The following is a 25,110-nucleotide window of genomic DNA, read 5'->3' on the forward strand; positions in this document are numbered from 1 at the left end:
AACCCTGCAAAACCGTTATGACTCGACCTCATACAAATCCGCATCAAGCTCCTGCATATACGGTGTCATTTCTCCTACTGTATAAAGCTTAAGCCGGTGCATGGCACGAGTACACACCGTATAAAAGAGCTTCCGTTCACTTTCCCGGTTGTAGGTTTCGGAAGAAGCGTCGTAGACCAGCACCGCGTCGAACTCGACGCCTTTGGCCAGATAGGCGGGAATGACCGCGATCCCCTTCTCGAAGGTGAGCGTCTCCTTTGTAATGAGCCGCAAGTCCTCACCGCCTTTGGCTGTCAGAGCTTCGCAGGCTTCGCGGCTTTCCGCCGACGTTTTCGTAATGACCGCAATCGAGTCAAAGCCTTCGGCTTTCAGCATCGCAATGTCATCCAGGATACGCTCGGTCCGCTCTTCCCTGCTGTCCAGCTTCAGTAAACGGGGCTTTCCTCCGCTCCTTTCGAAAGGTACAATTTCCTCTCCACCGGGCAGCAGCCGCTTCGTAAACTCCACAATTTCCTGAGTGGAGCGGTAACTGCGAACGAGGCGTATCAGATTTGTTTCTTCTTTGCCGTAAAGGCGAACGAGCGGCGAATCGTCCTCGTGCAAATTCGTCGCTTGAGCGAATATCGCCTGGCCAAAGTCGCCAAGCACCGTCATGCGGGCACGCGGAAACAAACGTTTGAGGAATGCATATTGGAAGGGCGAATAATCCTGGCCTTCATCGACGAATACATGCCGCACCTCGGTGTTCCTGCGCACGCCTTCCACGAGCTCTTTTACATACAGGAACGGGGTTGCATCCTCATAAAACAGCTCAAGCCGGTCCAGCTTCTCTCTCGTTTGCCTGCAAATTTCCGGCCAGTGCCCGGGCGCTTCGGACCCGCCGGTCATCCGGCGATAATCGGCCTCATCCCCAAACAACTGACTGTACAGCCCGACCACATCTACGAACTTGAGACGTCTGACGTCCCGCCGCAGCGGCCCGAAATGTTCCTTCACGATCATCCGGCGAAGAAGCTCTTCTTCCTGGCCGGCAAAGTCGAAGACATTTTCTTCCCCTTTCTTCTGCTTAAAAAACTCGTCATTCGCATCGACATACTCCTGGGTAAAATCGAAAACCGCATCTTCCCGCCGGTACTTCTTCAACAGCGTTCTGTAAGCTTCATCAACCTGATCGTTATCGAGGTAATCGAGCTCGTCTTGAACCCAGTCTGCCTCCCGCTCCTTTCGTTCCAAAGCCGACAGCTCCCCCAGCAGCCATTCACGCAGCAAAGCGACACGATTCTCCAATCGGATCGAACTGTCGTAGCTGTAAAATTGCAACTTCATCTGCTCCGCTGTAATCAACTCGCGGTCCCTAAACCGGATCCCATAAAATTTCATGCCCTCTTGGCATAGCCACAAGGCATAGCTTTGAAGCGCCCCAAGGAAAGCTTCCGACGCTTTATATCGAATCCCATGCAGCCGCGCTTCATACGCAATCGTCGGTTGCGCCGCCAGCACATATTCGATTTGATCGAACGGGTCCTCCAGACGCATCGTGGATTTGAGCCAAAAGACAAGGTATTCCTGGAATGTCGTCTGCTGCATATTTTCCTCGCCGAGCTCGGGAAGAACCGTGGACACATAACTGTTAAACATCGGATTCGGCGAAAATAAAACGATTTGATCAGCCGTAAGCCTGCCGCGGTATTTGTACAGCAAATACGCTGCCCGCTGCAGCGCGGCGGACGTTTTCCCGCTTCCAGCCGCGCCCTGCACGATGAGCATATGACTTTTATCGTCGCGTATGATCGCGTTCTGCTCCTTTTGGATCGTCGCCACGATGCTCTTCATTTGCGCATCCGCACCTTTGCCAAGAGCCTGCTGAAGCAGCTCATCGCCGATCGTCAGGCTGGTGTCGAATACATTTCGCAGCTGCCCGTCGCGAATTTGGTATTGCCGCTTTAACAGCATCGTTCCTTGGACGAGCCCGCCTGGCGTTTTATATGCGACCGTTCCCGGGGAATGATCATAGTACATGCTTGCAATGGGCGTTCTCCAGTCATAGACCAGAAAACTCATGCCTTCTTCATCGACAAAGGACGACACACCGATGTAAACCGGCTCGATAAAACCGCCGCTCCCCTCCTCTTCAAAATCAATGCGCCCGAAATAGGGTGACGGCAGCAGCCGCTTCATATTGTTCCATTGCTGCATACGCAAGCGGTGGCTCCGCTCCCGCTCGGACAACAGCGCCTCTTGCTGCTTGATGCTGTAGAAGGTTTCTTCGAAATCCTCTTGCGTGCTGGTATTAACCGTAACCTCCTCCCAGAAACGTTTGCGGATGTCCGTCACTTGATTGCGCAGACCGGCCACCTCGGGCTCCAGCTCGGCGAGCCTCGTCTTCAGCTGCTCTGTCACCTGATCCAGCCTCTCCTGCTCTTGCTTCCAATCGTTTGCGCCGATCATCGTTTCGAACACGCTCCTTTGGGGTTTTTTTTTGATAAAAAACACATTTGACAAAACACCGAATCACATGGTATGATTATAGTGTAGATAAAATGATTTACCTATGTCCATTTTCGAAAGACGGCAAATAGGTTTTCTAAGCATATCATATGATCAGTTTGCGTGTAAATCGTTTATATAAAAAAAGAAACCGACTTTGTCGGTTTCTTTTTGTTTATTGAGGAAATAGCTACCGCTTCGTTACTTCGATATTTAGCAGCCTTGTTTTCGTAACCATGCCGCCGCTCATTCCGCTCACTCCAATCTGTGCACCAACGCCAATGCTTCTTCATGATCAGGCTCAAGTTTTAGAAATTCCCTCATGTAATTCCATGCATCTTCTTCTAATTCTAACTCGAAACAACAAATGGCCAGACAATAATATACGGTGGATACGATCTCCTCTGGGTCCTCATGTATCGATATTTCTAAAAACCGCTTGGACTCCCCGTACATTTCCATCTCATACAGTAACAATCCAGCCTCAAGAGCGATGTCATAACGCTGCTCCATTACGTAGTACGACGACCACAAAAGCTGTATACCCCGATGGATATCCTGCTTTTCTTCATCATTGGCATCCATTAGCAGACTGGAGACCCGCTTCGTGCTCTGAATGAAAAATTCCGCGTCATATCCGCCTAAACGCCAAAAACTTAATATTTGATGAAGCTCCATGCTATCCAGGCTGCGATCTACATATTCCTTCAAGCTGAAAAATTCGTCCGGACTGCTCTCTTAAAGATATAAGAGCCTCCGTTAGGAGGCTCGCATTTGTTTTTCGTTATCGGTTTAACCTTACTTGTATAACACCTTATCCACATTGTATTTGGCCTTGAGCTCATTAATAATGAATGTTTCATAAATTTCTCTATCGACGGGATCCTCGACTATACAGACCTCGATTTTTGTGACTTCATCCCTGTAATTTTTCATGACGGATACCGTGTCTTCAAAATGTTTTTTGATTCGGGGTCTTAGTTTTCGTGCCTTGCCAACGAACAGGAGTTCATCCCGATCATTGTAAAACATAAAGATCCCCCCTTTTTCTCTCGAAATCAGGTGAAAATCCGTAAACCCGTAAATATGGCTTAACTCCGGCTGTTTCTGTTTGTGTATGATCACATCCGGTGTTGGAATCGTTATTTGTATCATATCCATTCACTCCCCTTTACCTATCTATTCCCAATTCGAGAATATCCTATTATTATAACAGCCTAAGTCCCTAAAGTCCTGTTTGACCTAATCCGTATACTCAGGTTCCGATTAAAGTAAGTGCATCTTGGCTTCCGCTTCGTCCCACGGCACCGAGTAGCCTGCCCCTTTGGCGCAAAAGATGGAGGAGGAGGTATAGAGCGGATCCGCTTCCTTGCGATAACCAATCCGTTCGAGCACTTCCTCCGCATTATGGCACCGGTCGTAGCCGCTGAACACGCAGCGGATGCTGCCTCGTCCATGCGTAAAGGAAGCGAATTCGGTGCTGTAGTTCATGAAGGTCGACACGGGCGCCCTCCCCGTAATAACGGCTTGGGTACCACTCGTCTGCGGCGGCTCGAATGTACCTGAAGCACGCTGAATATCGGATAGCACCTTCCCCATCTCGTCGATTCCGACCTTGATTTTGAATTCGTAATAGGGTTCAAGCAATAAGTTATCCGCTTTCTCCAGCCCCTGTCGAATCGCGCGAAAGACGGCCTCGCGGAAATCACCGCCATGCGTATGTTCTTTATGCGCGCCGCCTCTTAGCAACGTAATCTTCAAGTCCGTGATCGGCATGCCTGTCAGCAGCCCGTGGTGCTCCCGTTCGTAAAGATGCGCTCGAATCAGATTTTGATAGCTGACATTCAGGTCATCCGGATGACACCTGCTATCGAATTCGATCCCGCTGCCTCGTTCCCCCGGTTCAAGCAGAAGATGCACTTCCGCATAATGCCTGAGCGGTTCGAAGTGTCCATACCCCCTTACAGCCGACTGGATTGTTTCCTTATACAAGATTTCCGGTTGGCCGAAAGAGATGGCGAAGCCGAATCGCTCCTTCACTAGCTGCTCCAGCACTTCCAGTTGAATCAACCCCATGACGCGAATATGAATCTCCTGCAGACTTTCATCCCAGACGACATTCAGAGACGGATCCTCCGCGTTCAATATGCGAAACGTACCGAGCACTTTCTGCGCGTGAAGCGAATCATCGAATTGTACTTTCGACTGTAATGTCGGTTCTGACTCGTAAGCCAACTTGTCTGAGAACAGCCCCAAGCCTTGTCCGGCCTCGGCCCCGGACAAGCCGGCCACTGCAAACAAATCGCCGGCTGCCACTTGTTCCACCGGCTGCGACTTGAGGCCGTTAAACAATAAGATCCGTGTAATCTTCTCGTCATATCGAACCCCGCCGCTCTCATATCCAAGCTGTTCCCGAACCTTCAGCCTGCCGCTGAGAGCTTTAATGAACGTTAGCCTCACTCCGTTAGCATCGTGGCGAATTTTATAAACTTGCCCCCCGAACGATGCAGTCTCATCATAAGACGTTGTCGTCAACAGGTGCAGCTGATTCAGGAATTCAATCACCCCCGTATCCTGAAGCGCAGAGCCGTACGCGCAAGGGAAGAGAAGGCCCGCTCTCACCATCCTCTGCATGGCTTGCAGCCAGAAGGTTTGATCATCCCTTCCTTCCAGGAACGCTTCCAGCAATGACTCATCTCGTTCAGCCATCGCCTCTCGCAGCGGTTCGCCGACGACACTGTTAACGAAGCTTTGCGTGATGGAATAAACATCCCCCGTCAACTGCTGGCGTATCTCTTCCTCTGTTCTTTTGGCATCCGCGCCGACTCGATCGGTCTTGTTGATAAAGAAGAATGTCGGGATTTGATGTTTGCGCAGCAGCTGCCAGACTGTCTCGGTATGACCTTGGACACCTTCAACCGCGCTGACAATTACGATGGCGTAATCAATGACCCGAATCGCCCGCTCCATCTCCGGGGAGAAATCGACGTGCCCAGGCGTGTCGATCACATAATAAATGTCTCCTTTATAGTCCATAACCGCCTGATCGGCGAACACCGTAATGCCCCTTGCCCGCTCGATGTCGTGGCTGTCCAGGAAAGCATCTTTATGATCCACCCGCCCCCGCGACCGGATGCTGTTCGTATGGTACAGCAGCTGTTCCGCGAAGGTCGTCTTACCTGCATCCACATGGGCAAACAGGCCTATCGTTAGTCGCTTCATAGTATCCCACTTTCGCAGAGTGTCACTTACATTATAATATTCGTCTAGCACACGAATAAAGGCGTCCTCGTGGACGCCTTCAGCTAGTTTAATTTCATCGTTCCGACAAATACTGATCAAGCTGATCGAAGGTTCCTCCGAAGCCCTGCTCCATGGATTCGAACATTCCCTCAAAAAAGCTGCGCTCTTCTTCGGTAGCATTGTTCGGACGGCTGCAAATGGTCATTGTGGTCGTACCGTAATTATCAATAAGGGTTACCTCATTGCGAATTTCGAGCGGGATCAGATCGCTAAATGGAGCTCTGACAATGTTGCCCTCCTCGTCCGAAAAGCAATTGAACCATACAATCTTCTCTGGAGCCTTGATCTCCTGATACAGAAATTTGCCCCACATTTGACTGCCATCCGGAGCCTGCATCCTGTAGTGGAAAAATCCGCCCGGACGAAAATCCAGATGTTTTACACTTATTTCAAACCCTTTCGGTCCCCACCAGCTCTTCAGGTGCTCTGCTTCGGACCATGCTTTGAATACAAGCTCGCGCGGCGCATGAATCTCACGCTTTATGACTAACTCTTTGCCCTCTGAGTTTGACGTCATATTCATTCCTCCGTACTTCGTTTTTAATTCTTTATCAAAATATACCCCTTAGGGAATATTCCTGTCAAGGAATATTTAATTTACTTTCGGGAATCAAGAATAAACATAGACGCATCTTGTCCCATAAATATTTTACTTCCCGTATAAAATGTCTCGGATTGAATATCCCTATACCCTATGTTCGTCATCCTTTCAGTCAGCTCTGCTTGATTAAACCCGTTATGCACGAGATCTGAAACGATAGTTTCATTTTTATTAAAATCTGCGATCAGTAAATGTCCTCCCACATTTAGAACATCGAACAATCTGGATAAAACGAATTCAACATCCGGAATATGAAGCAGAACCTGCGCCATGAAAATATAGTCAGCACGTAAATCCGATAAACCTTCCTTTTCAAAATCAAAGCATAATGTTTCTGCATTCTGAATATGGGAATCGGAAATTTTTCGCTTTATTTGATCGATCATGTTCGGTGATGTATCCAGAAAAAGCATAGAATGAAACTCGTTTAACAAATTCATTCCGACAAGCCCGGTTCCGCAACCAAAATCAATGGCATGCTTACCTTTAGTGTCAACTAAATATTTGCGAATGGCATCTGACGATACGTTTGCAATATGGATTCTTTCAGGAGTGTCATATATATTGGCTATCATTTCAAACTTATCCGTATTTCCCATCAGGATCTCTCCGGCAAGACGGCCATCATTGGATAAAATTCCGTAGCCATTAATCCTGCGATAACGGCGGGATCTTCTGCGATTAGCTTTGGGACTTGATCTGCATTCTCGACCTCAATGACGGCGAGCCCATGAGGATCGTCCGGTTTACGGACAGGTCCGAATACCAGTGCAATCCCCTGATTCTGCTTATCCGTCCAATAGGCGATGTGCTCATGCATAATGTTCCGTTCTTCTTCGGTCATATCCTGAGGAAACGTTGTTCTTGGCGGCGTTGACCACAACATGAAGTGCATTTTTCCCGGATTGCCGCTTGCGGTGTTATCCGACATTACGAAAAACCTCCATTAGCCTAAATTTATAATCCAAATCATGACACTCCATGATCATTATCCGTGAAATTCCTTGTGTCATGCAAGCGGCACGAAATAAAGTTGGACATCCAGCGCCGCTCACGATCTTAAGCTGTTTCCGCCGCTATTTCGCAAGCGGAAGCCTCACCGTAAACGAGGTTCTCACTTGGTCGCTCGCTGCGGAAATCACTCCATTATGCAGCTCAACGATATTCTTGGCAATCGCGAGGCCAAGGCCCGAGCCGCCCGTATTCCGCGAACGGGAATGTTCGCCGCGATAAAACCGTTCGAATAAAAACGGAATAATGGATGCCGGCAAAGGCTCGCCGTAGTTTGCGATCTCAACGACGGCTTGCCCGGAATCGCTCCAAACCGCGATTTCGACCTGTCTGCCATCCTTTCCGTACTGAATCGCGTTGACGATCAAGTTTTCGAACACCCGGACAAGCTTGTCCCCGTCTGCGCAGACGAAGATCGGATGATCGGGGAGAGACAAGAGACACTCCATCTCCGCCTGTTCGAATTGCAAACGGAATTGAGCCGTCAATTGCCCGAGCATCTCAAAGAGATTGATCGATGCCAGCCGAAGCCCCATTCCGCCGCTCGTCCTCGTGAATTCGAATAAATCGTCAATCATCGTTTTCAGGTGCATTGATTTTTCGTAAGCGATTCGAACGTAATGCCTCAATTCCACTTCATCCCGGTAACGGTCCTCTTCGACCAGCCCTAAATACCCGATGATGGATGTCAGCGGCGTGCGCAAATCATGGGAAACGTTCGTGACCAGCTCGGCCTTCGTCCGCTCGGCGCGCCGTTCCTCCTCGATAGACAGCTTCAGCTGTGCCGTCATTTTATTGATATTTTCCGCCAATACTCCGAGTTCGTCATCGCCGCGAATCTGAAAGAGGTAATCGAAATTCCCGGCGGCAATCCGTTCGATTCCCTGCGAGATTTCCATCAAGTATCGAATGGTCGAACGGCTTAGAGCGAACAAATAAAAAACAAAAAATAAAAGGCAGGCTGAAGTAAATACGACCGGAATGCCAAACTCATCTTTCATCAGCTTCAAGAGCGGGGCGAGATAAGGAAAATCGGTTTCGTACGCTGCGATCGCGATTAAGACAAGGATGCCGGCCGTCGTGACGGACGCGAGCGCGCTTAAGACGAACAAATACAGCATTTTGAAACGAAGGCTCTTCCATGGTTTACGGATCAATTTTATACCCTACTCCCCATACGGTCTGGATCAGCTTGACGCCGCCCAGCTCGCTCTCCAATTTATCGCGAAGCTTGCTGATATGAACCATGACGGTATTGGTGGACTCCAGGAACTTGTCCTTCCACACCGCTTCGAATATGGCCTCTGCATTAAGCACCTGTCCGGGATGGCTTGCCAGCAAATATAAAATATCGAACTCTGTCGAAGTCAAATTAACGTTCCGGCCCTCCACCGTAACCGTATGTGATTTTTTGTTTATTTTCAGAGAATGGATCTGAATTTCGTCTTGATCCTGTGCCGGCTTTGTCTGCGCATTCAAAAAAATGGACCTGCGAAGCAGCGACTTCACCCTGGCGATCAGCTCGAGGGCATTAAACGGCTTGACCATATAATCGTCCGCCCCCGTCGTCAGCCCCATAATTTTATCCATATCTTCGGCTTTGGCGCTCAGCATCAGAATCGGAATTCCGAGCTCCTTGCGCACCGCCCGCACGACCTCCAGACCGTCCATCTCCGGCATCATGACGTCGAGAATCATCAATTGGATGGATTCTTTGGCGATCAAATTCATTGCCTCGCGGCCATTGCTTGCTGTGAGCACCTGATATCCTTCGTTGACCAAATAGATTTTGATCAGCTGGGCGATTTCAAGATCGTCGTCAGCGATCAGGATTTGAATGGTAGTCATGGAATCTCTCCGTCATTTTTTTTAGTAAGATGGCTCTAGTTTATCAGAAATCTCTCCGCAGCCAACCGATCACAATCACAAATAAGAAAAACTTAAGGTTTCCTTTATGATGTTTTACGAACTTCCCGGGCACTGCACGTTATCTTGGAGATAGAGCAACGGACAAGAATTCTGCCTGGAGGGATTACGATATGAAAACAAAGCTATACGTTCTATACGGCGGCAAATCCGTCGAACACGAGGTGTCATTGAAAACAGCCGTTACCGTCCTTCATTCCATTGACGAAAGCCGCTTCGAGGTTTATCCCGTATACATTACGCGTGACGGCTTGTGGTGCACGCCCGGACAACTTTCGAAGGAAGGATTGACGATCGAACGGTTAATTGCGCGGCCCGCATTTCACGACCCGGCCCGTTCCATCGGTGAAATACTGTCGGGCATAATGGCTTTGCCAGGTCCAAAAGTCGTTTTGCCGCTCTTGCACGGCTCTAACGGGGAGGACGGCACGGTGCAAGGCCTGCTGGAGCTGCTGAATGTTCCGTACGTCGGGAACGGCGTGCTGTCGTCCGCGCTTACCTTGGACAAGGCAATGTCGAAGCAGGTGTTGGCCCAGGCCGGCATTCATCAGACGGAATATCGGGTGTACCGATTCGCGGATTGGAGAACGGATGAAGCAGCGGTTCTGCGCGATGTTGAGAATTGTATGGGATATCCGTGCTACGTGAAGCCGGCCTCCCTCGGCTCCAGTATCGGTATCAGCAGATGTACAAACCGGGGGGAGCTTCTCACCGGTATCCGCGAGGCGTTCTCCTACGATAAGAAGCTCGTCATCGAGCGCGAAGTGGACGGCAGGGAAATTCAAGTAGCCGTCATCGGTAATGAACGGCCCCTGGCTTCATTGCCCGGCGAATTCATCCATGATCACATTTTCTTCGATTACGAATCCAAGTACATGGACAAGCGGCTTACAATGTCCATTCCCGCCAAGCTGGCGGACGGCTTGACTCAGCGGATCCGTGAGCTGGCAATTCTGGCCTATCAAGCCCATGGCTGCGAGGGTCTTGCCCGCGTCGACTTCTTCCTTGACGGAAAAGGCGATTTGTTCCTGAACGAAATCAACGCTTTACCCGGATTTACGAATTTCAGCATGTATCCTGTCATGTGGGAGCGTACCGACGGAACATCCTATTCCGAGCTGATCGAAAAATTAATCGGGCACGCGATTGCCCGTCACACAGATAAGCAAACGTTTCAATATACAAGATGAACGAGGTGAACGGCATGTTAAGAGACACTTGGGCTGAAATTAGTTTGAGCCGCATTCGCGAGAATATGCTGAACATCCGCCGGTCTCTGCCGTATTCGGTGAAGCTGATGGCCGTCGTGAAGGCGAACGGCTACGGGCATGGCGACATCGAGTCGGCCGCGGCAGCAGTGCGGGCGGGGGCGGATTATTTGGCGGTCGCCTACCTTGAGGAAGCACTGCGATTGCGCGAAGCTGGAATGAAACTGCCCATTCTCGTATTGACCCCCATTCGGCCGGAGCTGACGCCATTGGCGCTGGAGCTCGACTTGACTTTAACCGTTACAAGAGCCAAATGGTTTTCGGAGATGCGTGTCTTTAAGCCTTTCGCCTCGGAGGGAAAGCTTCGGGTTCATGTGAAAATGGATACGGGACTCGGGCGGATCGGCATCCGGACGAAAAAGGAATGGGAAGAGCTCGTTCCATGGCTGTGCGCCAGGGATGTGGAGGTAGACGGCTTCTACACCCATTTTGCAACGGCAGGGCAAGCCGATACCGGCTATCTGGAGCAGCAAGCCGCGCGCTTCGCCCGAATGAAGGAATGGGGACGCTCGTCCGGCCTGGCGATCCGGCATTATCATTGCGCGGGAAGCGCCGTGGCGCTCAGGTTTCCTCATCTGGCGATGGATATGGTCCGGATCGGAGCGGCGATGTACGGCTTCTATCCGGAGAAGCTTGCTTGTCCGGTAAAGCTGGAGCCGGCATTAAGTCTCCATAGCCGTCTCATTCAGGTAAAGAAGCTGGCTAAAGGGGAATATCTCGGCTACAACAATTCCTACCGGGCCGAGGAGGACGAATGGATCGGAACGGTGCCGATTGGCTATGCAGACGGCTGGTCGCAACGGATGCAAGGCACGGATGTGCTGATCGAAGGTCAGCGCGCCCCTATTGTCGGCAATATCTGCATGGATCAGCTGATGATCAAGCTTCCGGGACCATGTGTGGAGGGCACTCCGGTCACCTTGATCGGCTTTCAGGGCGAGCAGCGGATTACGTTTGCGGAGCTTGCCGCCTATATCGGAAGCGTAGCACAAGAAGTTTCCACTTCGCTTGGAGCCAGAGTGGCAAGAACCTATACCGATATCGAGGAGGCACGTACAAAATGGAACAATCAAACCTGGCCAAACGAAATCAATCAGGCCGTCATCTAACTTTTAACACGATTCAAGCAGCTCATTCCGGGATCCACAAAGGACATCTGGTTTTGATTAATCGCGATCATCCCATTCAACAGACCGTTGCTTCAGACAGCTTAATGCCGCTTAGCTCGTTTCCGGCTATCCATACCTTGAGGGACGGCATGCTGCTGGAACAGACCTGTTTACGGCATTTGGCGGATTTGCTCGAGGCTTGTCACGGGATAAACGATATTGTCGCCGTCAGCGGCTATCGGACGAAATTCGAGCAGGAGGAGATTTATGAATCCTCACTAGCCGATAATGGCGCCGAATACACCGCACGCTATGTCGCATTGCCCGATCGTAGCGAGCATCAGACGGGGCTGGCCATCGACGTCGGCAAGCTGAACAAGGACGTGGATTTTATTGCACCGGCATTCCCCGACAGCGGCGTTTATAAGAGCTTTAAGAAGCTTGCCGCCCGGTATGGGTTCATTCAACGCTATAAGGAAGGAAAGGAATCCATAACTGAAATTTCTTGCGAGCCATGGCATTTCCGTTATATCGGCTATCCTCACGCCGAAATCATGGAGCGAAACGATTGGTGCCTGGAGGAATATATCGATCAGCTCAAAAACTACCCGTACGAGGATGGACATCTTGCATTCGAGGATGAACGTTCATTCGTTGAGATTTATTATGTGGCGGCGGATGAAGGGGCTTTTACAACCATTCCTCTCGTAAAATGCGACCGATTCCTCTTATCGGGAAATAACCGCGACGGGTTCATTGTTACTGCATTTCTGGATCAAGGAAGACACATTCATGTCTAAACCGACTTACGGCGGACTGGATTGGATCAAGTTTGGTGCGGCCTTCATGGTTGTTGCCAATCATACCGGCCCGCTTCTATCCTGCAGCGCCGCTGCCGATTTTTTCGTAAGCAATCTGTTTACCTGTATTGCCGTTCCGGTGTTTTTTATGACGGCCGGATTTTTATTTTTCCGTAAGCTAACCGGGGACCCATTAACAGATCGGAACGCTTTGCGCGGCTACCTGCTGAAAACTTTGAAATTATATGCGGCTGCAATTTTGCTATATGTACCGCTGAATATGTACACGGGTTATTTTTCCGATTCCTTCACGGCGTATTCCTTGATCAAGGACATCGTGTTTGACGGTACTTTTTATCATCTATGGTATTTGCCTGCGCTAATGCTGGGCCTGGTTATTACTTTCGTTATGTATCGAAAAATGTCTATGAAAGCCATGCTGGCATCGGCGGGTCTGTTGTACATCGCGGGACTCTTAGGAGATAGCTACTATGGAACCATTCAGAATGGCGTAGGAATCGTCAACGTATACGAGGGATTATTCCATGTATTTGATTACACGCGTAACGGGTTGTTCTATGCTCCTATTTATTTGGCAATCGGGGCTTGGGCAGCCAAACGGCGGCCTTCGGAGAGAACGCCATCCGTCAATGCGGCTTTGTTTGCCGTGTCGCTCGGCATGATGTTCGTTGAAGGATCACTCCTGCACTCGTACGGAATTCCAAGGCATGACAGTATGTATATTTTCGCGCTGCCCGCCACTTATTTTTTGCTATGTTGGTCGTTGCAGTGGAAGGTCCGGTCAAGCAAATCGTTCCGGGAGTGGCGAGTATGGGTCTATATTTTGCACCCGCTCGCAATTGTGCTCGTTCGCGGCGCGGCAGAGGCGACGAAGCTGGAACGGCTATTTATCGCGAACAGCCTGCTCCATTTTGCCGCCGTTTGCCTGGCGTCGATCGGTATGGCCTCCATTACGGTATGGCTATTGGCGATTAGCCGGAATTCCGAGCGGTATGCTCTCTTTCATCGTGCTTGACTGGGATAGGTCAAAGGTTAGTGCCAAACGGCTTATTTGTGGTATGGTTCCCCCCGATTTATCTTCACCGCCCGATAAATCTGCTCCACCAGCACCAGCCGCATCAGCTGGTGCGGCAGCGTCATGCGCCCAAAGCTCAGCTTCTGCTGGGCGCGCTTCAACACGGCGGGAGCAAGTCCCGTGCTCCCGCCAATAACAAAAGCCACGTGGCTCCGCCCATACGTGGCTAACTTATCGAGCTGGTCCGCGAGATCTTCGCTGGACCAGAGCTCGCCTTCGAGCGCGAGCGCGACGACATGCGCGTCCGGCTTCAGCTGCGCCAGAAGCCGTTCGCCCTCTCGCTCGCGCACCTGTGCTTCCTCCGCCGGACTCATCGTCTCCGGAGCTTTCTCGTCGGGCACCTCCGTGAGCGTCAGCTTCACGTAAGGCCCGAGCCTTTTGGCATACTCCGCTATGCCCATCACCAAATACTTTTCCTTCAGCTTCCCAACCGCCGCTATCTGAATATGCATGTCCCGTCCATCCTTCTATCCGTTCTCCGGCCTACACGACCAAAAACTCCGCAGCCTCGTCGCAAAAATCGCATTTCCGCGGCGGTTCCCAATCCGCAAACTGCGTTTCCTTCAAATCCACCACGTCCGGCGCATCCTCATACTCATCCACAAACCGATCCAATGCCTTCTCAATATCCGCTTTACATACACAATACATCGTCTGCACGCTTCCTATTCTGAATTAATGTTCGTCCAAAAAACGTTACACCCAGCATATCAGAAAACGCCACCCCATGTGAAGTCGGCAAAATACACCGGCTGCGCCCTCCTGAGCCGAAGGGAGAATGAACCCTTTTTTAAAACACACATCACGTTTCGCTTCCCCATCCACCTTCATTCCGAATCACCCGATCCTCCCCCCAGACCTTCCTGAGCCGATGGGAGAGTGAACCCTTTTTCAAAACACACATCACGTCCCGCTTCCCCATCCACCCTCATCCCGCCATCAACCATCCTCCTCCCCCACACCTTCCTGAGCCGACGGGAGAATGAACCCTTTTTCAAAATACCCATCACGTCCCGCTTCCCCATCCACCTTCATCCCGCCATCACCCGATCCTCCTCCCCGCACCTTCCTGAGCCGATGGGAGAATGGACCCTTTTTCATTTCACCCACCATACCCCGCAATACCCGGTACCACCCATACCTCCCGCAAACCCATATATAAAACACCGCTCATCCGCCCAAACTCCGCCCGCCCATCGACCATCAGCCTGAGACCAAACAAAAAAAGCCGCAGAGCTATCCGAACGAGAGATCACTCTCCCGCTCGGTCCCTGCGGCAGCCGGCCAATTACACCGGCTCCTCAATCCAATAACCCCTAACTACTCTTCAACACCTTTATCCTCCAGCTTAAACGAAGCGGTCTTCAGCTTCCCGCCGCGGTAAAAGCTGACCTCGATCTTGTCCCCGATCTTCTTGCTGTCGTACAAATACTTGCGAAGCTCGATCGTGCTTTCAATTGACTCACCGTCCAGCTTGACGATAACGTCATTAAACTGCAAGCCCGCTTCCTTCGCAGGGCCAACCGCCTCGAGCACGATCACGCCGTCATAAATCTCGTCCGGCAAATGCAGCTCGATATCCTCCGGCAGCTCATCCTCTCCGCCGGCCGTACCCGACTCCGGCACAGCACCGCCCGAACCGGAGCCTGGGCCGCCCTCTCCCTGACCGCCGTTCATCGAGTCCTGCAGCGACTGCTGCTCCCAATACTGCTCCAAATCCATTGTATATACGCCTAGATATGGCCTAGGCACATGACCAAGCTTCAGCAGGCTTTCCACTACCGGCATTGCATGATTGATCGGGATCGCAAAGCCGATGCCCTCTACGCCAATATCTGCAATCTTCATGCTGTTGATGCCTACCACGCGCCCATTCAGATCGATCAGCGGTCCGCCGCTGTTGCCTTGGTTGATCGATGCATTAATCTGTATGACCTCCTGCTCCCAGTCATACACGCCGTCCTGATTCAAGGATACCGGCACGATTTGCCGCGTCTTGCTGATAATGCCCGACGATACGGAATCGCCGAGACCGAGCGGATTGCCGATCGCAATGACATATTCCGCTGCGCGCAAAGTCGACGAATCGCCAATTTCCGCTACGACGTCAATTCCCTTGTCATCGATCTCCAGCACTGCCAAGTCGGTAATCTGATCCTTGCCGACTACACGAGCCTCGCGGCGCTCCCCGTTCATCAGCACGGCTTTCACCTCGGACGCGTTAGCGATGACGTGATAGTTCGTCACGATGATCGCCTTTCCGTCCCGCTTGTCGATGATGACGCCTGAGCCGACGCCCGCCTCTTGCAGCGTGCCTTCCCCTTCCGCGGCATCCTCATCCTGAACTTCCCCATCTTCCCCGATCCCGAAAGAAAACAGCTGCTCGTTAATAATGCTGACCACCGCCGGTCTGACCTTTGCGGAAGCCTGAATCGGACGCTCGAGCGGATCCACGGTCTGAATGACCCCAGAAGCCGGCGCCGAACCGTTCCACCCTGCTGCGCCGCTGCCGCCGCCAATAAACGCACTGAACAGAAGCGTAGCGGCAATCGCACTCGTGAACGAGGATACAATCGCGATGCGGACGGTCGTCCACTTGAGCCCCTTGCTTCTATATGGAAATGTAAAATCTTCTCTTCGACTTTCTCTCGCTGCACGCCGTGAAACCTTTGTCGAGTAAAAATCATCGTCGAATAGGCCCATAACCATCGCTCCTCTCGATGCCCGCGACATCAAGACTATTTTTTTCAATCTAGGAATGTTTTCGGATGAAATGACTAAAATAATAATAGATTCGGACGACACGGCAGCCCTGTTTTTAAATAAATACCCAAGAGCCGCTTGTTCGTACCACCAAAGGAGAGATGTCGATTATGAAAGCCAAAACGCCGGCCGCCTGGGAGCATGTACAGCTCGCCGCCAAGCTTGCCGATTTGAAGGATGATCATTACCGGACCGTTCTCACTTTAAGCGCCATGCTAGAGTTGCTGATAGAAAAAGGCATCCTGTCGAGAGAAGAGCTAAGCGCCAAAGCCGACGCGCTCGATGCGCAGCTGGAAACGCTTATTTCCGCTTCACTTCATCCCATGGCGTAGGCCTGTCGTGATAGGTTGCGCGAAGCGGATGCTCGTCTTTTTTAAAGAAAATTCCGTTATCCTCTAATATGTTATTCACGGTCAGCATCGCTAAATCCATGACATTATGATCCAGGCTGAGATGAGCCAGATAGACGCGCTTCGTGCGGTCCGTCATGAGCTCAAGCAGTGCTTCACCCGCCGCGACATTCGACAAATGGCCGACATCGCTCAAAATTCTGCGCTTCGTATTCCACGGGTACCTGCCCATGCGCAGCATTTCCGTATCGTGGTTGGATTCCAGCACCAGTACGTCCGAGTCTATAATTTGCCGCTTCACCTTCTCGCTTACATAACCAAGATCGGTCGCGAGACTCAGCTTCTCGCCATCCTCGCAAAAGCAGTAGCCTACAGGCTCGGCCGCGTCATGCGAGATCGGATAAGACTGTACGACCATCGATCCGAACGAAATCTCTTCGCCCGTCTCCATATACACCCGCTTCTCCGGGGCGATCGTGCCCACATGACGCTCCATTGCGCCCCAAGTCGACTCATTCGCATAAATCGGAAGCTCGTACTTCCGGGCAAATGCGCCCAGCCCTTTAATATGATCGGAGTGCTCATGCGTGACGAACAGCGCATCCAGCTGATGACCGGATATCCCCCGCTCACGCATAAGCTCGTCCAGCTTCTTCGCGCTCATTCCGGCATCGACGATGACCGTCTTCTCGTTCCCCTGTACGATCGTCGCATTCCCCGTCGAGCCGCTCCCCAACACCGTAAACCGCAGTCCCATAGCTTTGAATCCTGTCCCTTCTCCCGCTCCCGTTAACCGTTCGCCTCATCCTCATTCATTTCATCCGTTGCAACTTCCCCGCTGATCGCATGCACGTAGTAAGGAGGCCCGCTTTCCAAAAGCACGCGCCATGACGGCGCCGACACCTGCTTCTCCGAGTCGAAAATTTGCCCGTGATAGCCCAGCTGTATATCGGTAATAACCGCCCCGTCCGGTAAATACGATTCGATCAGGCTCGCCACCACCTTGGATGCGGGCAGCACCTGCTTCGCTTCGCCGGTTCCCAGCAGCTCTACGCGATCCTGCTGAAAAGCCGTGATCTTCTGATTGCTGATATACAGCTTCAGCTTGGCGTCGAACATCGGATGACCCTCGACCATCCGGTGCAGCACGAACACATCTACGCTGCTGCTCAAGGAATCGTAAACGTACTGGTCAATGTCGGGTATATCCTTGCCCAGAGCCTTCACCAGCTCCGAATTCGTAAAAATAATCTTGCTGTCTACCGGCGTATCCAGCTGCACCGGATCCTTATTGCTGCGGCTCTCCGAATGCAATAAATACTGTAAGTCCCCGAGCTTAGGAGCCTCAAGCGGCAGTTTGGCTTCCAGCGAAATCCGCTTCTGCTGCATGAGCTGCACCTTATCCTGCGGCAGCTCTGCCGTATTCACGTTCACGTTCAGCTGCTCCCGGATATCCATCCACAGCTGATACCCGAGCAAAATATTAAGCAGCAAAAACGACATGATCAGCACACTTTTCGCCCGTCCCCAATCCAACCGCTGTCACCTCCCGTTAGAGTTATCGTCAGCCTGTCCGGCTGAGGTTATCCCGTTGATTCCGCTCCGTTCATCGCGCCGGATGCGCTTCGGTCGTCCTGCTCCGGCGGCTCATAGCCGCTCGGATAGGCGTCCATCAGCACCTCCTCCGTTCCGTCCAGCAGGCGCACCGCCCATACCGGGCTGAACTTCAGCCGCTTGTCATCGAGCGGCGATGCCTGCAGAGCCGGGAACAGCGCCGTTACCTCGCCGCGCCTATCATATTTCAGCAGCGACTGCTCAAGCTCCTCGCCTCCGGGCAAATAACGGACACCGCGCGATTCCGCCTTTGGTCCGAGTGTAATCGTGGATCTGGCGTACTCGGTCACTAAACTCTGCTGAACCCTCAGCCTCATAAATCCGTAATGGAACGGCGGCGTATCGATAACCGGATACTGATCCACATATTGCTTGAACCTCAGATCCGTATCTGCGCCCTCAGGCGCCGGACTGACAAACCGGTGAACGCCGTCCCAGCCGCCGTGATCGTTAATAAAATCAACAGAAGCATAGACGTTATCGCTTAGCAGGTTCTCCACGCTTTGCGGCGCGGCGGGATTCGTATACGTAATCCACATGCCGTTCTGCTCGACCTGCAGTCCCCGCTTGCCGTCGGTGAAAATCTGCGACCCGCTCCGGTCCTCAAGCGACCTCGTCGTGCTCGGGTCAAAAAACATTCGCACCATCAAATCAGGCGAATACGCCTCGTAAGGAAACACCATGTCGGTCGTCTGTACCGGAGTTCGCGGCAAATAGAGGCCGTCCGGCGTCATCTCGTATTCCGTCTGGAATTGCCCGAAGCCGACATAATCCTGCACGTCGCGCACCGTCAGATCCGCCCGCACCGATTCATACACCATCTGGCCGTCGGCGCTGAAGAAGAACGTGCGCACCTCTTCCGTGCCCGTCGTCTTGAAAATCCAGATGCGGTCGATCGTTTCGTTCAAAAATAAAAGGTCGCCTTCCAGCTTCAGAAGCTTCTGCAGCAGCTCCACCGGAATGCCGTTCTCGAACCGCAGCTCGATGCCGATGTCTTCCTTGCGCACGTCCTCCCAATTCAGAACGTCGGCCGAGCTGCGCTGAAATCCTTTGAACTCGCGCCCTTGAATGCGCTGATTCAGAATCATTTCGTAAAACTGCGTCCCCGGATAGATGACCGTGTGCTTGTTATTTCCCAGATGAACAATCAGTTCCTCCGGAAAAATAACGCTCTCCACACTAGTTGGCGGTCCCATCGGCTCGACATTTACATAATCCTGTTCGCTTCTGACCATCGCGCCGAACCCGGGCATGCTGTAGGCCAGCAGATAGCTTTGCAGCAGGCTTAACGCGACCAGGATGATGAGTGCGGTCGTCTTTGCCTTCTCCATCATGCCGACACTCCCCCTTCCTGCAGCAGCGGGAGAGTAAACGTTACCGTCGTGCCCTCATTAAGCTCGGAGCTCAGCGATATCGTCCCGCCGTGAGCCTTCACGATTTCCCGGGCAATCGACAGGCCAAGCCCCGTCCCGCCCATATTCCTCGAGCGGGCCTTGTCTACCCGGTAGAACCGGTCGAATATCCGGTTCAAATCCTTCTTCGGAATGCCGATGCCCGTATCCTTGACGCTGATCGCCATCAGCTCGGAATCAACCGGTTTCTTTGCCGTCAGCTCGATCGTACCGCCGTCAAGCGTATACTTGATCGCGTTGGAGAACAAATTGTCCAATACCTGATCGATCTGGTCCCGGTCCAGCCACGCGGACTCCAGCCCGCGGTCCACGCGGACGGTCGCCTTGATCGACTTCTGCCTCAGCTGGAACGAGAAGCGGTCGGCCACTTCGTCCAGCATCTCATGAACGTTCGTCTGCCGCCGCCTGAGCGGCGCCTGGTTCGAATCGAGCCGCGAGAGATGCAGCAAATCCGTCACGAGCCGGATCATCCGCTCGGTCTCGTTGCGGATGACGCCCACGAACCGCTCGGACAGATCCCGTTCCTCAAGTGCGCCGTCATCGAGCGCTTCGGCATAGCTCTTGATCGTCGTAAGCGGCGTGCGCAGCTCATGGGACACGTTCGCCACGAACTGGCGCCGCGACTGCTCCAGCTTCTCCTGCTCCGTGACGTCCTGCAGCACTGCGATCGTGCCGGTTATGCCTTTGTCCCGGCGGTGAATCGGCGTGAAGGTCGCCCGCATATAGCCAGTGCCGCTGTCGCCGTGCTCTTCTTCGCCACGACGAATGTGCAGCGTCTGACCGCGCCCCTTCCGCAGCTCCTCCAGCTGCTGCTCCGACAGCTCGAACAACTCGGACAGCTCGCAGCCCTCGCAGGTTCTGACGTCCAGCAGCTCCAGCGCACGCCGGTTCCAGACGATAATTTTGCCGTTCTCGTCCGCAGCGACGACGCCGTCGCTCATATTCGACAAAATCGACGCCAGCTTCTCGTTCTCTTCTTCATTTACCGACAACGCTTCCTTCAGCCGCTTGGTCATGTCGTTAAACGCCATGCTCAGCCTGCCGATCTCATCCTCGCCGAGTACGGGCACCTGAAGGTCAAACTTCCCTTCCGCTACCGCCTCTGCCTGCCGCGTCAGCCCTTGAATCGGGCTCGTAATCGTATGCGCCAGCAAAATGCCGAGCACGCCGGTCAAGCCAAGCGCAATCAGCGTCCCGGAGAAAAAGATCTGATTCACCCGGTTCACGGTATTGTAAAGCTCGCTCATCGACGCCACGACATAGACCGCCCCGATTACTTTGTTGCTTTTGTCCGTGACGGGCTGGGCGATTACCTTCTTGCGGACATTATCCTCGTCGATAATTTCCTCTTCGTTGTCCGGTATATTCTGAAGCGCCCTGCTGACCGCCAGCGACTTATTCTTCTTGTTGCCGATGTACGACTGGTGGCCCTGAAGCGAAGTAGCGATAACCCGGCCCGTAGAGTCGAGCACCTGCACCTCCGCTCCGCTTATGCTGAACAAATTGCGGACAACCAGGCTCAAATCCTCCGTCGTACTTTCGGCCGGGTCCCCCTCTTGATCCGGCTTTATGAGACTCTGTGCCGCCATCTGAGAGAGGAGGTCGGCCTGCCCCTTCAGGTTGACCGTGAAGCTGTCAATCAGCGAGTTCTTGACCGTGCTGATGAAATATACCCCGATCAGCTGCATCGCCACGAGAATCAACAGCAAATAGATAATGACAAGCTTTACCTGAATCGTTCGGAAAAAGCTTTTTCCCTTCATCCCGGACCAAAGCTCCCCGTCTTCGAATTACGCATCATATACCCGAGGCCGCGGCGCGTCATAATGTATTCAGGTCGGCTTGGATCGTCCTCGATTTTCTCTCGCAGCCGGCGGATCGTCACGTCGACCGTCCGCACGTCTCCGAAATATTCAAACCCCCATACCGCTTGCAGCAAATGCTCCCTGGTCATTACCTTCCCGCTGTTGCGGGCCATATAATAAACCAGCTCGTACTCCCGGTGGGTCAGGTCCAGAGGCTCGCCGTCCTTATAGACGACATACATGTCCGTGTCGATGAACAAATTGAAAAGCCGAAGCCCTTGCGGCTCCTGCTCTGCAGCTTCATCCGCCGATCCGGCGCCCGCCTGAGCGCCCGCCGGGCTGCCGCTCAGCGAAGCTACTGCAGCATCCGGCTTCTGCTGCCGGCGCAAATGGGCTTTCACGCGCGCCAGAAGCTCGCGCGTGCTGAACGGCTTCGTCACGTAATCATCCGCTCCGAGCTCCAGGCCAAGCACCTTGTCGATCTCGGTGTCCTTGGCCGTCAGCATAATGATCGGCATCTGCAAGCTCGCTCTCACTTCGCGGCACACATCCATGCCGTCCTTCACCGGCAGCATCAAGTCAAGCAAAATCAGATCTGGCTTCTCCTCAAAAGCAAGCCGGACCGCTTCGCCGCCGTCAAAGGCGCATATGACCTGATGCCCTTCCTTCTCCAAATTAAACTTAAGTATATCGGCTATCGGCTGCTCGTCGTCGACCACTAATATTTTTCCGTGCATCGCTACACCGCCTGTCGCTTGTCCATTTTTTACAATAAAAGTATGGAACGATTTTAAGCATGTACTTTCTATTTTAACATATCTAAAGGGGTAGTTCACAATGAAACTTCCCTCATGTTAGCAATGTTTTTCCATGGCTTTGTCTTATCGTGCATAAAAAAAAGAAACACCTCCGCGGTCAGCGAAAATGTTTCTTGTTCACTTTATATGGTTATAAATTTATAAGTACTTTAACGGATTTTGGAGCACGCCGTTCTTATGCACTTCGAAATGCAAATGTACGCCGGTGGAATTGCCTGTGCTGCCCATAATGCCGATTTTGTCGCCTTTTTCTACGATATCGCCCTTGCTGACTCCAAAAGAGCTCAAGTGGCCGTATACGGTTTTGTATCCATTCTTGTGATTAATAATAATCGCGTTGCCGAGGCCCGTCTTCGTTCCGACAAACTCGACAACCCCCGTGTCCGCCGCAAGAATGCTACGGTTGCCTACAAAATCTACGCCGTTATGATTCCGGCCCCAACGCGGTCCGAACTTGCTGGTCAGTCTAGCATTCGCTACCGGCATAGCGAATCTGCCCGAGCCTTCGCCAAGTACAACCTTCGTACCCCGTTCTACGATCTTCGGAGTCGGCTTCTTGATCACTTCCTGCTTAAGCAGCTCCTCCGTTACCACATATCCGTTCTTCTTGACGATGCGGTACGTCATGCGGGTGGTGCCTTCCGTGCCTTCGGAAATCGTCTTCGATTCGCCGACGCGCATATTCGCGTTTTTCTTTACTTCGACCGGCGGCTCGACCGTTTCGATCTCTACGAGATTCTCAACCGTTTTCACCGTAAGCTCCGGCTGACGCACCGTCAAATCCAGAACATCGCCGATCGTAATTTTATCGTCTTTAATCCATTTGTTATTCTCGTAAATCACCTGGGGCGAAATATCGAACTTCTCGGCGATACAGCCTATGCAGTCGCCTTCCTGAACCGTATATTTCGTCGGCTTCATGCTGCCTTGAGTAAGCATTTTGTAAATATCTTCGGCCTTCATGATGTCCGCCGGTTCGGCGTCGATCGTTTCGGTCTTGACCGTCTCTACGAAGTTGACCTCCGTTACCGTCAGCCCCGGCTCCTTGGACGTGTCCTCCGGCTTGTCCTGCTCAGCCGCTGCAGCGCTTGCATTAAAAGAAAGCGCCTGAACCTCGTTCTTCTTCTTGCTGGACGCCGCCAGCTCCGGCGCGAATTTGCTCTGCACCCGCAGCAAAACGTCGTTCGCCGTCTGCTCGTCCTTCACGATACCGATTACTTTGTCGCCTACCTTCACTTCAACGCCGACCGCATGGGAGGTAAACATCCCCTCAAGCTTGTCCAGTGTCGCTTCCGTATCAGGCTCGGCCTTGAAGCCGCTGTCCGCTTCATATGTAAGCTTGCCGGTATCAAGAATCATGTTAATATCCGGATTCGCCTTCTGAGCCTCTTCCGTCTCTAGCAGCACGAGCTGCTCGACATCATTCGGGTCGCTGACGCTTCCTACCGCAGTGCCGTTCATATATACATTATAAAATTGTACGGTATTCGCTTGCACGTATTCGATGCCGCCAAATCCGGCAACCGCTAGTAATACGAGAGCCCCTCCGGCGAGCTGAATCTGCTTTTTGCGCCAAAACGGCATTGCCTTATCGCTTACGGACGGTTCCATCTTCTTGCCATTCAAGTTTTGCGACCGGTCTCTGCGAAAATATTGAATCGATTGATTCCATATCTTCCGGAGCCGACCTTTTTCCCTGAAGTCGGTCATGATAATCTCCTTTTCGCGCTTTTGCAACTTATTTTTCAAACATCCGACATAAAAAAAAGACGAATGTTCCAGTCAGGATCACTCGCCTTACTTTAACATACCCCTAACAAATGGGGCAACCTTAACGCCAGCTTCTTACAATTAATATTTTTTCAGAATGGCCATCATTTGTTCGTATTCTTCCTTGTCGAGATGCTGTGCCATAATTTGCTGGATGGACGTCAACTCCTGCTCTGTCAGGCCATTTTCTACATATTGAGAGATCGTTTGCCAGGAATCCTGAGGCAGCTTAGTCATCAAAAGGGCGAACAATTGCTCCTTATCCTCGTCGCTCATTTGATTCTTCACTTCGGTCAGCTCCTCGGTCGTCATCGCCGTTTCGCTGCCGTCGATGCCGGCCTCTCCTTCCTCTGTGCCATCCACCGTCGCGCCGTTATCCGGCTCCGTTCCGTTATCCGCCGTCCCTGGCTGATCCGTCTCCGTCCCGGACTCTACAGATTCCGTTTCTCCGCTTTCCGTCCCGCCGGCTTCCGGAGCCGTCCCGCCGTCCGCCTGCGTACCTCCGCCAATCCCGATATCCGTAATCGGCGGATCCCCGATCTCCCCGAATGCATCCACCGCTTCCGGCGGATTGCCTTGATCGTCGCCCGCAGCCTTATCTTCCGTCTCTTTTCCTTTGTCTGCTATATCCGTCTTCAGCAGCGGATCCGCTCCCCACAGCTTCCCCCAGACGCCGGTCATTGCCATCGGCGGGGCCTCAAGCGGCAAATTGAACTGCTTCAGCAGCGTGTCGACGTAACTAGTTACAATAAACCCGGTCGTCCATATCGAAAGAAAGCTTAATATAAGCCCCGCCGCGACGAGCTTGCCGAGCCACCCGATTTTTTTCAGCATGCCTTACCCTTCCTTTCTATCAGCAGCCGCCCTGACAGGGAGCCGCATCGACGCTTCTAGTCTTGTTATCTACCATTATGGTCAACAAACTAGCGCGGCATTCCCAATACTCATGACATTATTGGAATTGTTGTCTTACATTT

Annotated in this window: 23 protein-coding genes and 1 pseudogene; 5 read left to right on the forward strand and 19 right to left on the reverse strand. The window is 52.3% G+C overall.

Annotated features, from left to right (window positions below; translation table 11 throughout):
• Positions 1-15: 15 nt before the first annotated feature.
• The 9 genes and pseudogenes from helD to KP806_RS14925 form a co-directional block, all read right to left on the reverse strand.
• Positions 16-2,448 carry an RNA polymerase recycling motor HelD gene (helD, locus tag KP806_RS14885; protein ID WP_224724488.1) on the reverse strand — a complete coding sequence of 811 codons (2,433 nt, stop codon included), beginning with the start codon at positions 2,446-2,448 and terminating at the stop codon, positions 16-18.
• A 294-nt stretch (positions 2,449-2,742) separates the two neighbouring features.
• Positions 2,743-3,216, reverse strand: a pseudogene (locus tag KP806_RS14890) (tetratricopeptide repeat protein); the annotation flags it as partial.
• Positions 3,217-3,285: 69 nt separating this feature from the next.
• Complete coding sequence (locus tag KP806_RS14895; RefSeq protein WP_224724489.1) at positions 3,286-3,642, reverse strand: nucleotide excision repair endonuclease; 357 nt, start codon at positions 3,640-3,642, stop codon at positions 3,286-3,288.
• Positions 3,643-3,753: 111 nt separating this feature from the next.
• A complete protein-coding gene (locus KP806_RS14900) occupies positions 3,754-5,709 on the reverse strand; it encodes an elongation factor G (protein WP_224724490.1) in 1,956 nt (651 codons plus the stop codon).
• Between the two features lie 94 nt (positions 5,710-5,803).
• Positions 5,804-6,307, reverse strand: a complete 504-nt coding sequence (locus KP806_RS14905; protein ID WP_224724491.1) for an SRPBCC family protein — start codon at positions 6,305-6,307, stop codon at positions 5,804-5,806.
• A gap of 80 nt (positions 6,308-6,387) precedes the next feature.
• A complete protein-coding gene (locus tag KP806_RS14910) occupies positions 6,388-6,990 on the reverse strand; it encodes a class I SAM-dependent methyltransferase (RefSeq protein WP_224724492.1) in 603 nt (200 codons plus the stop codon).
• On the reverse strand, positions 6,990-7,322 hold the full coding sequence (locus KP806_RS14915; RefSeq protein ID WP_224724493.1) for a YciI family protein: 333 nt from the start codon (positions 7,320-7,322) through the stop codon (positions 6,990-6,992). Before KP806_RS14915 ends, KP806_RS14910 begins: the two co-directional genes overlap by 1 nt.
• A gap of 145 nt (positions 7,323-7,467) precedes the next feature.
• A complete protein-coding gene (locus KP806_RS14920; protein ID WP_224724494.1) occupies positions 7,468-8,559 on the reverse strand; it encodes a sensor histidine kinase in 1,092 nt (363 codons plus the stop codon).
• Positions 8,549-9,250, reverse strand: a complete 702-nt coding sequence (locus KP806_RS14925; protein WP_224724495.1) for a response regulator transcription factor — start codon at positions 9,248-9,250, stop codon at positions 8,549-8,551. Before KP806_RS14925 ends, KP806_RS14920 begins: the two co-directional genes overlap by 11 nt.
• A gap of 191 nt (positions 9,251-9,441) precedes the next feature.
• Between KP806_RS14925 and KP806_RS14930 the strand changes: the two genes are divergently transcribed.
• From KP806_RS14930 to KP806_RS14945, 4 genes are read left to right on the forward strand one after another with little or no spacing between them, the layout of a single operon-like run.
• Positions 9,442-10,518, forward strand: coding sequence for a D-alanine--D-alanine ligase family protein (locus KP806_RS14930; RefSeq protein ID WP_224724496.1), 1,077 nt, complete (start codon positions 9,442-9,444; stop codon positions 10,516-10,518).
• Between the two features lie 14 nt (positions 10,519-10,532).
• On the forward strand, positions 10,533-11,705 hold the full coding sequence (gene alr, locus KP806_RS14935; protein ID WP_224724497.1) for an alanine racemase: 1,173 nt from the start codon (positions 10,533-10,535) through the stop codon (positions 11,703-11,705).
• Entirely contained in the window at positions 11,657-12,505 is an 849-nt protein-coding gene (locus KP806_RS14940; RefSeq protein WP_224724498.1) for a D-alanyl-D-alanine carboxypeptidase family protein, read from the forward strand. Before alr ends, KP806_RS14940 begins: the two co-directional genes overlap by 49 nt.
• Entirely contained in the window at positions 12,498-13,541 is a 1,044-nt protein-coding gene (locus KP806_RS14945) for an acyltransferase family protein (RefSeq protein WP_224724499.1), read from the forward strand. Before KP806_RS14940 ends, KP806_RS14945 begins: the two co-directional genes overlap by 8 nt.
• Positions 13,542-13,573: 32 nt before the next feature.
• Here the strand turns inward: KP806_RS14945 and rlmH are convergent, their stop codons facing one another.
• The 3 genes from rlmH to KP806_RS14960 form a co-directional block, all read right to left on the reverse strand.
• The gene (gene rlmH, locus KP806_RS14950; protein ID WP_224724500.1) at positions 13,574-14,053 is read right to left on the reverse strand and encodes a 23S rRNA (pseudouridine(1915)-N(3))-methyltransferase RlmH; all 480 of its coding nucleotides are present in this window, start codon (positions 14,051-14,053) and stop codon (positions 13,574-13,576) included.
• Positions 14,054-14,084: 31 nt separating this feature from the next.
• Positions 14,085-14,252: a CxxH/CxxC protein gene (locus tag KP806_RS14955; protein ID WP_224724501.1), complete on the reverse strand. Its 168-nt coding sequence runs from the start codon at positions 14,250-14,252 to the stop codon at positions 14,085-14,087.
• Positions 14,253-14,921: 669 nt separating this feature from the next.
• Positions 14,922-16,304, reverse strand: a complete 1,383-nt coding sequence (locus KP806_RS14960) for a S1C family serine protease (protein WP_224724502.1) — start codon at positions 16,302-16,304, stop codon at positions 14,922-14,924.
• 170 nt (positions 16,305-16,474) lie between these two features.
• On the opposite strand from KP806_RS14960, the gene KP806_RS14965 reads away from it, so the two are divergent.
• Positions 16,475-16,696 (forward strand): hypothetical protein, encoded by a 222-nt coding sequence (locus KP806_RS14965; protein ID WP_224724503.1) that lies wholly within the window; start codon positions 16,475-16,477, stop codon positions 16,694-16,696.
• On the opposite strand, the gene KP806_RS14970 is transcribed toward KP806_RS14965, so the two are convergent.
• The 7 genes from KP806_RS14970 to KP806_RS15000 form a co-directional block, all read right to left on the reverse strand.
• Positions 16,665-17,471: an MBL fold metallo-hydrolase gene (locus KP806_RS14970; RefSeq protein ID WP_224724504.1), complete on the reverse strand. Its 807-nt coding sequence runs from the start codon at positions 17,469-17,471 to the stop codon at positions 16,665-16,667. The genes KP806_RS14965 and KP806_RS14970 overlap by 32 nt on opposite strands.
• A gap of 32 nt (positions 17,472-17,503) precedes the next feature.
• Entirely contained in the window at positions 17,504-18,250 is a 747-nt protein-coding gene (gene yycI, locus KP806_RS14975; protein ID WP_224724505.1) for a two-component system regulatory protein YycI, read from the reverse strand.
• 47 nt (positions 18,251-18,297) lie between these two features.
• The gene (locus KP806_RS14980; protein WP_224724506.1) at positions 18,298-19,662 is read right to left on the reverse strand and encodes a YycH family regulatory protein; all 1,365 of its coding nucleotides are present in this window, start codon (positions 19,660-19,662) and stop codon (positions 18,298-18,300) included.
• Complete coding sequence (gene walK / locus KP806_RS14985) at positions 19,659-21,503, reverse strand: cell wall metabolism sensor histidine kinase WalK (RefSeq protein ID WP_224724507.1); 1,845 nt, start codon at positions 21,501-21,503, stop codon at positions 19,659-19,661. Before walK ends, KP806_RS14980 begins: the two co-directional genes overlap by 4 nt.
• Positions 21,500-22,282, reverse strand: coding sequence for a winged helix-turn-helix domain-containing protein (locus KP806_RS14990; protein ID WP_224724508.1), 783 nt, complete (start codon positions 22,280-22,282; stop codon positions 21,500-21,502). The genes walK and KP806_RS14990 overlap by 4 nt, the downstream gene beginning before the upstream one ends.
• Before the next feature lie 219 nt (positions 22,283-22,501).
• Positions 22,502-24,073: a M23 family metallopeptidase gene (locus KP806_RS14995; protein ID WP_224724509.1), complete on the reverse strand. Its 1,572-nt coding sequence runs from the start codon at positions 24,071-24,073 to the stop codon at positions 22,502-22,504.
• A gap of 141 nt (positions 24,074-24,214) precedes the next feature.
• A complete protein-coding gene (locus KP806_RS15000; protein ID WP_224724510.1) occupies positions 24,215-24,967 on the reverse strand; it encodes a hypothetical protein in 753 nt (250 codons plus the stop codon).
• Positions 24,968-25,110 lie beyond the last annotated feature (143 nt).

It is taken from the genome of Paenibacillus vietnamensis (genome assembly GCF_020169515.1).
In the GTDB taxonomy this organism is placed as follows: Bacteria; Bacillota; Bacilli; order Paenibacillales; family Paenibacillaceae; genus Pristimantibacillus; species Pristimantibacillus vietnamensis.

Bases quoted from the DNA above. Each gene is read 5' to 3' on its own strand.
- helD (WP_224724488.1), bottom strand. From the start codon at position 2,448: ATGATCGGCGCAAACGATTGGAAGCAAGAGCAGGAGAGGCTGGATCAG.
- KP806_RS14895 (WP_224724489.1), bottom strand. From the start codon at position 3,642: ATGATACAAATAACGATTCCAACACCGGATGTGATCATACACAAACAG.
- KP806_RS14900 (WP_224724490.1), bottom strand. From the start codon at position 5,709: ATGAAGCGACTAACGATAGGCCTGTTTGCCCATGTGGATGCAGGTAAG.
- KP806_RS14905 (WP_224724491.1), bottom strand. From the start codon at position 6,307: ATGACGTCAAACTCAGAGGGCAAAGAGTTAGTCATAAAGCGTGAGATT.
- KP806_RS14910 (WP_224724492.1), bottom strand. From the start codon at position 6,990: ATGGGAAATACGGATAAGTTTGAAATGATAGCCAATATATATGACACT.
- KP806_RS14915 (WP_224724493.1), bottom strand. From the start codon at position 7,322: ATGTCGGATAACACCGCAAGCGGCAATCCGGGAAAAATGCACTTCATG.
- KP806_RS14925 (WP_224724495.1), bottom strand. From the start codon at position 9,250: ATGACTACCATTCAAATCCTGATCGCTGACGACGATCTTGAAATCGCC.
- KP806_RS14930 (WP_224724496.1), top strand. From the start codon at position 9,442: ATGAAAACAAAGCTATACGTTCTATACGGCGGCAAATCCGTCGAACAC.
- alr (WP_224724497.1), top strand. From the start codon at position 10,533: ATGTTAAGAGACACTTGGGCTGAAATTAGTTTGAGCCGCATTCGCGAG.
- KP806_RS14940 (WP_224724498.1), top strand. From the start codon at position 11,657: ATGGAACAATCAAACCTGGCCAAACGAAATCAATCAGGCCGTCATCTA.
- KP806_RS14945 (WP_224724499.1), top strand. From the start codon at position 12,498: ATGTCTAAACCGACTTACGGCGGACTGGATTGGATCAAGTTTGGTGCG.
- rlmH (WP_224724500.1), bottom strand. From the start codon at position 14,053: ATGCATATTCAGATAGCGGCGGTTGGGAAGCTGAAGGAAAAGTATTTG.
- KP806_RS14955 (WP_224724501.1), bottom strand. From the start codon at position 14,252: ATGTATTGTGTATGTAAAGCGGATATTGAGAAGGCATTGGATCGGTTT.
- KP806_RS14960 (WP_224724502.1), bottom strand. From the start codon at position 16,304: ATGGGCCTATTCGACGATGATTTTTACTCGACAAAGGTTTCACGGCGT.
- KP806_RS14965 (WP_224724503.1), top strand. From the start codon at position 16,475: ATGAAAGCCAAAACGCCGGCCGCCTGGGAGCATGTACAGCTCGCCGCC.
- KP806_RS14970 (WP_224724504.1), bottom strand. From the start codon at position 17,471: ATGGGACTGCGGTTTACGGTGTTGGGGAGCGGCTCGACGGGGAATGCG.
- KP806_RS14980 (WP_224724506.1), bottom strand. From the start codon at position 19,662: ATGATGGAGAAGGCAAAGACGACCGCACTCATCATCCTGGTCGCGTTA.
- walK (WP_224724507.1), bottom strand. From the start codon at position 21,503: ATGAAGGGAAAAAGCTTTTTCCGAACGATTCAGGTAAAGCTTGTCATT.
- KP806_RS14990 (WP_224724508.1), bottom strand. From the start codon at position 22,282: ATGCACGGAAAAATATTAGTGGTCGACGACGAGCAGCCGATAGCCGAT.
- KP806_RS14995 (WP_224724509.1), bottom strand. From the start codon at position 24,073: ATGACCGACTTCAGGGAAAAAGGTCGGCTCCGGAAGATATGGAATCAA.
- KP806_RS15000 (WP_224724510.1), bottom strand. From the start codon at position 24,967: ATGCTGAAAAAAATCGGGTGGCTCGGCAAGCTCGTCGCGGCGGGGCTT.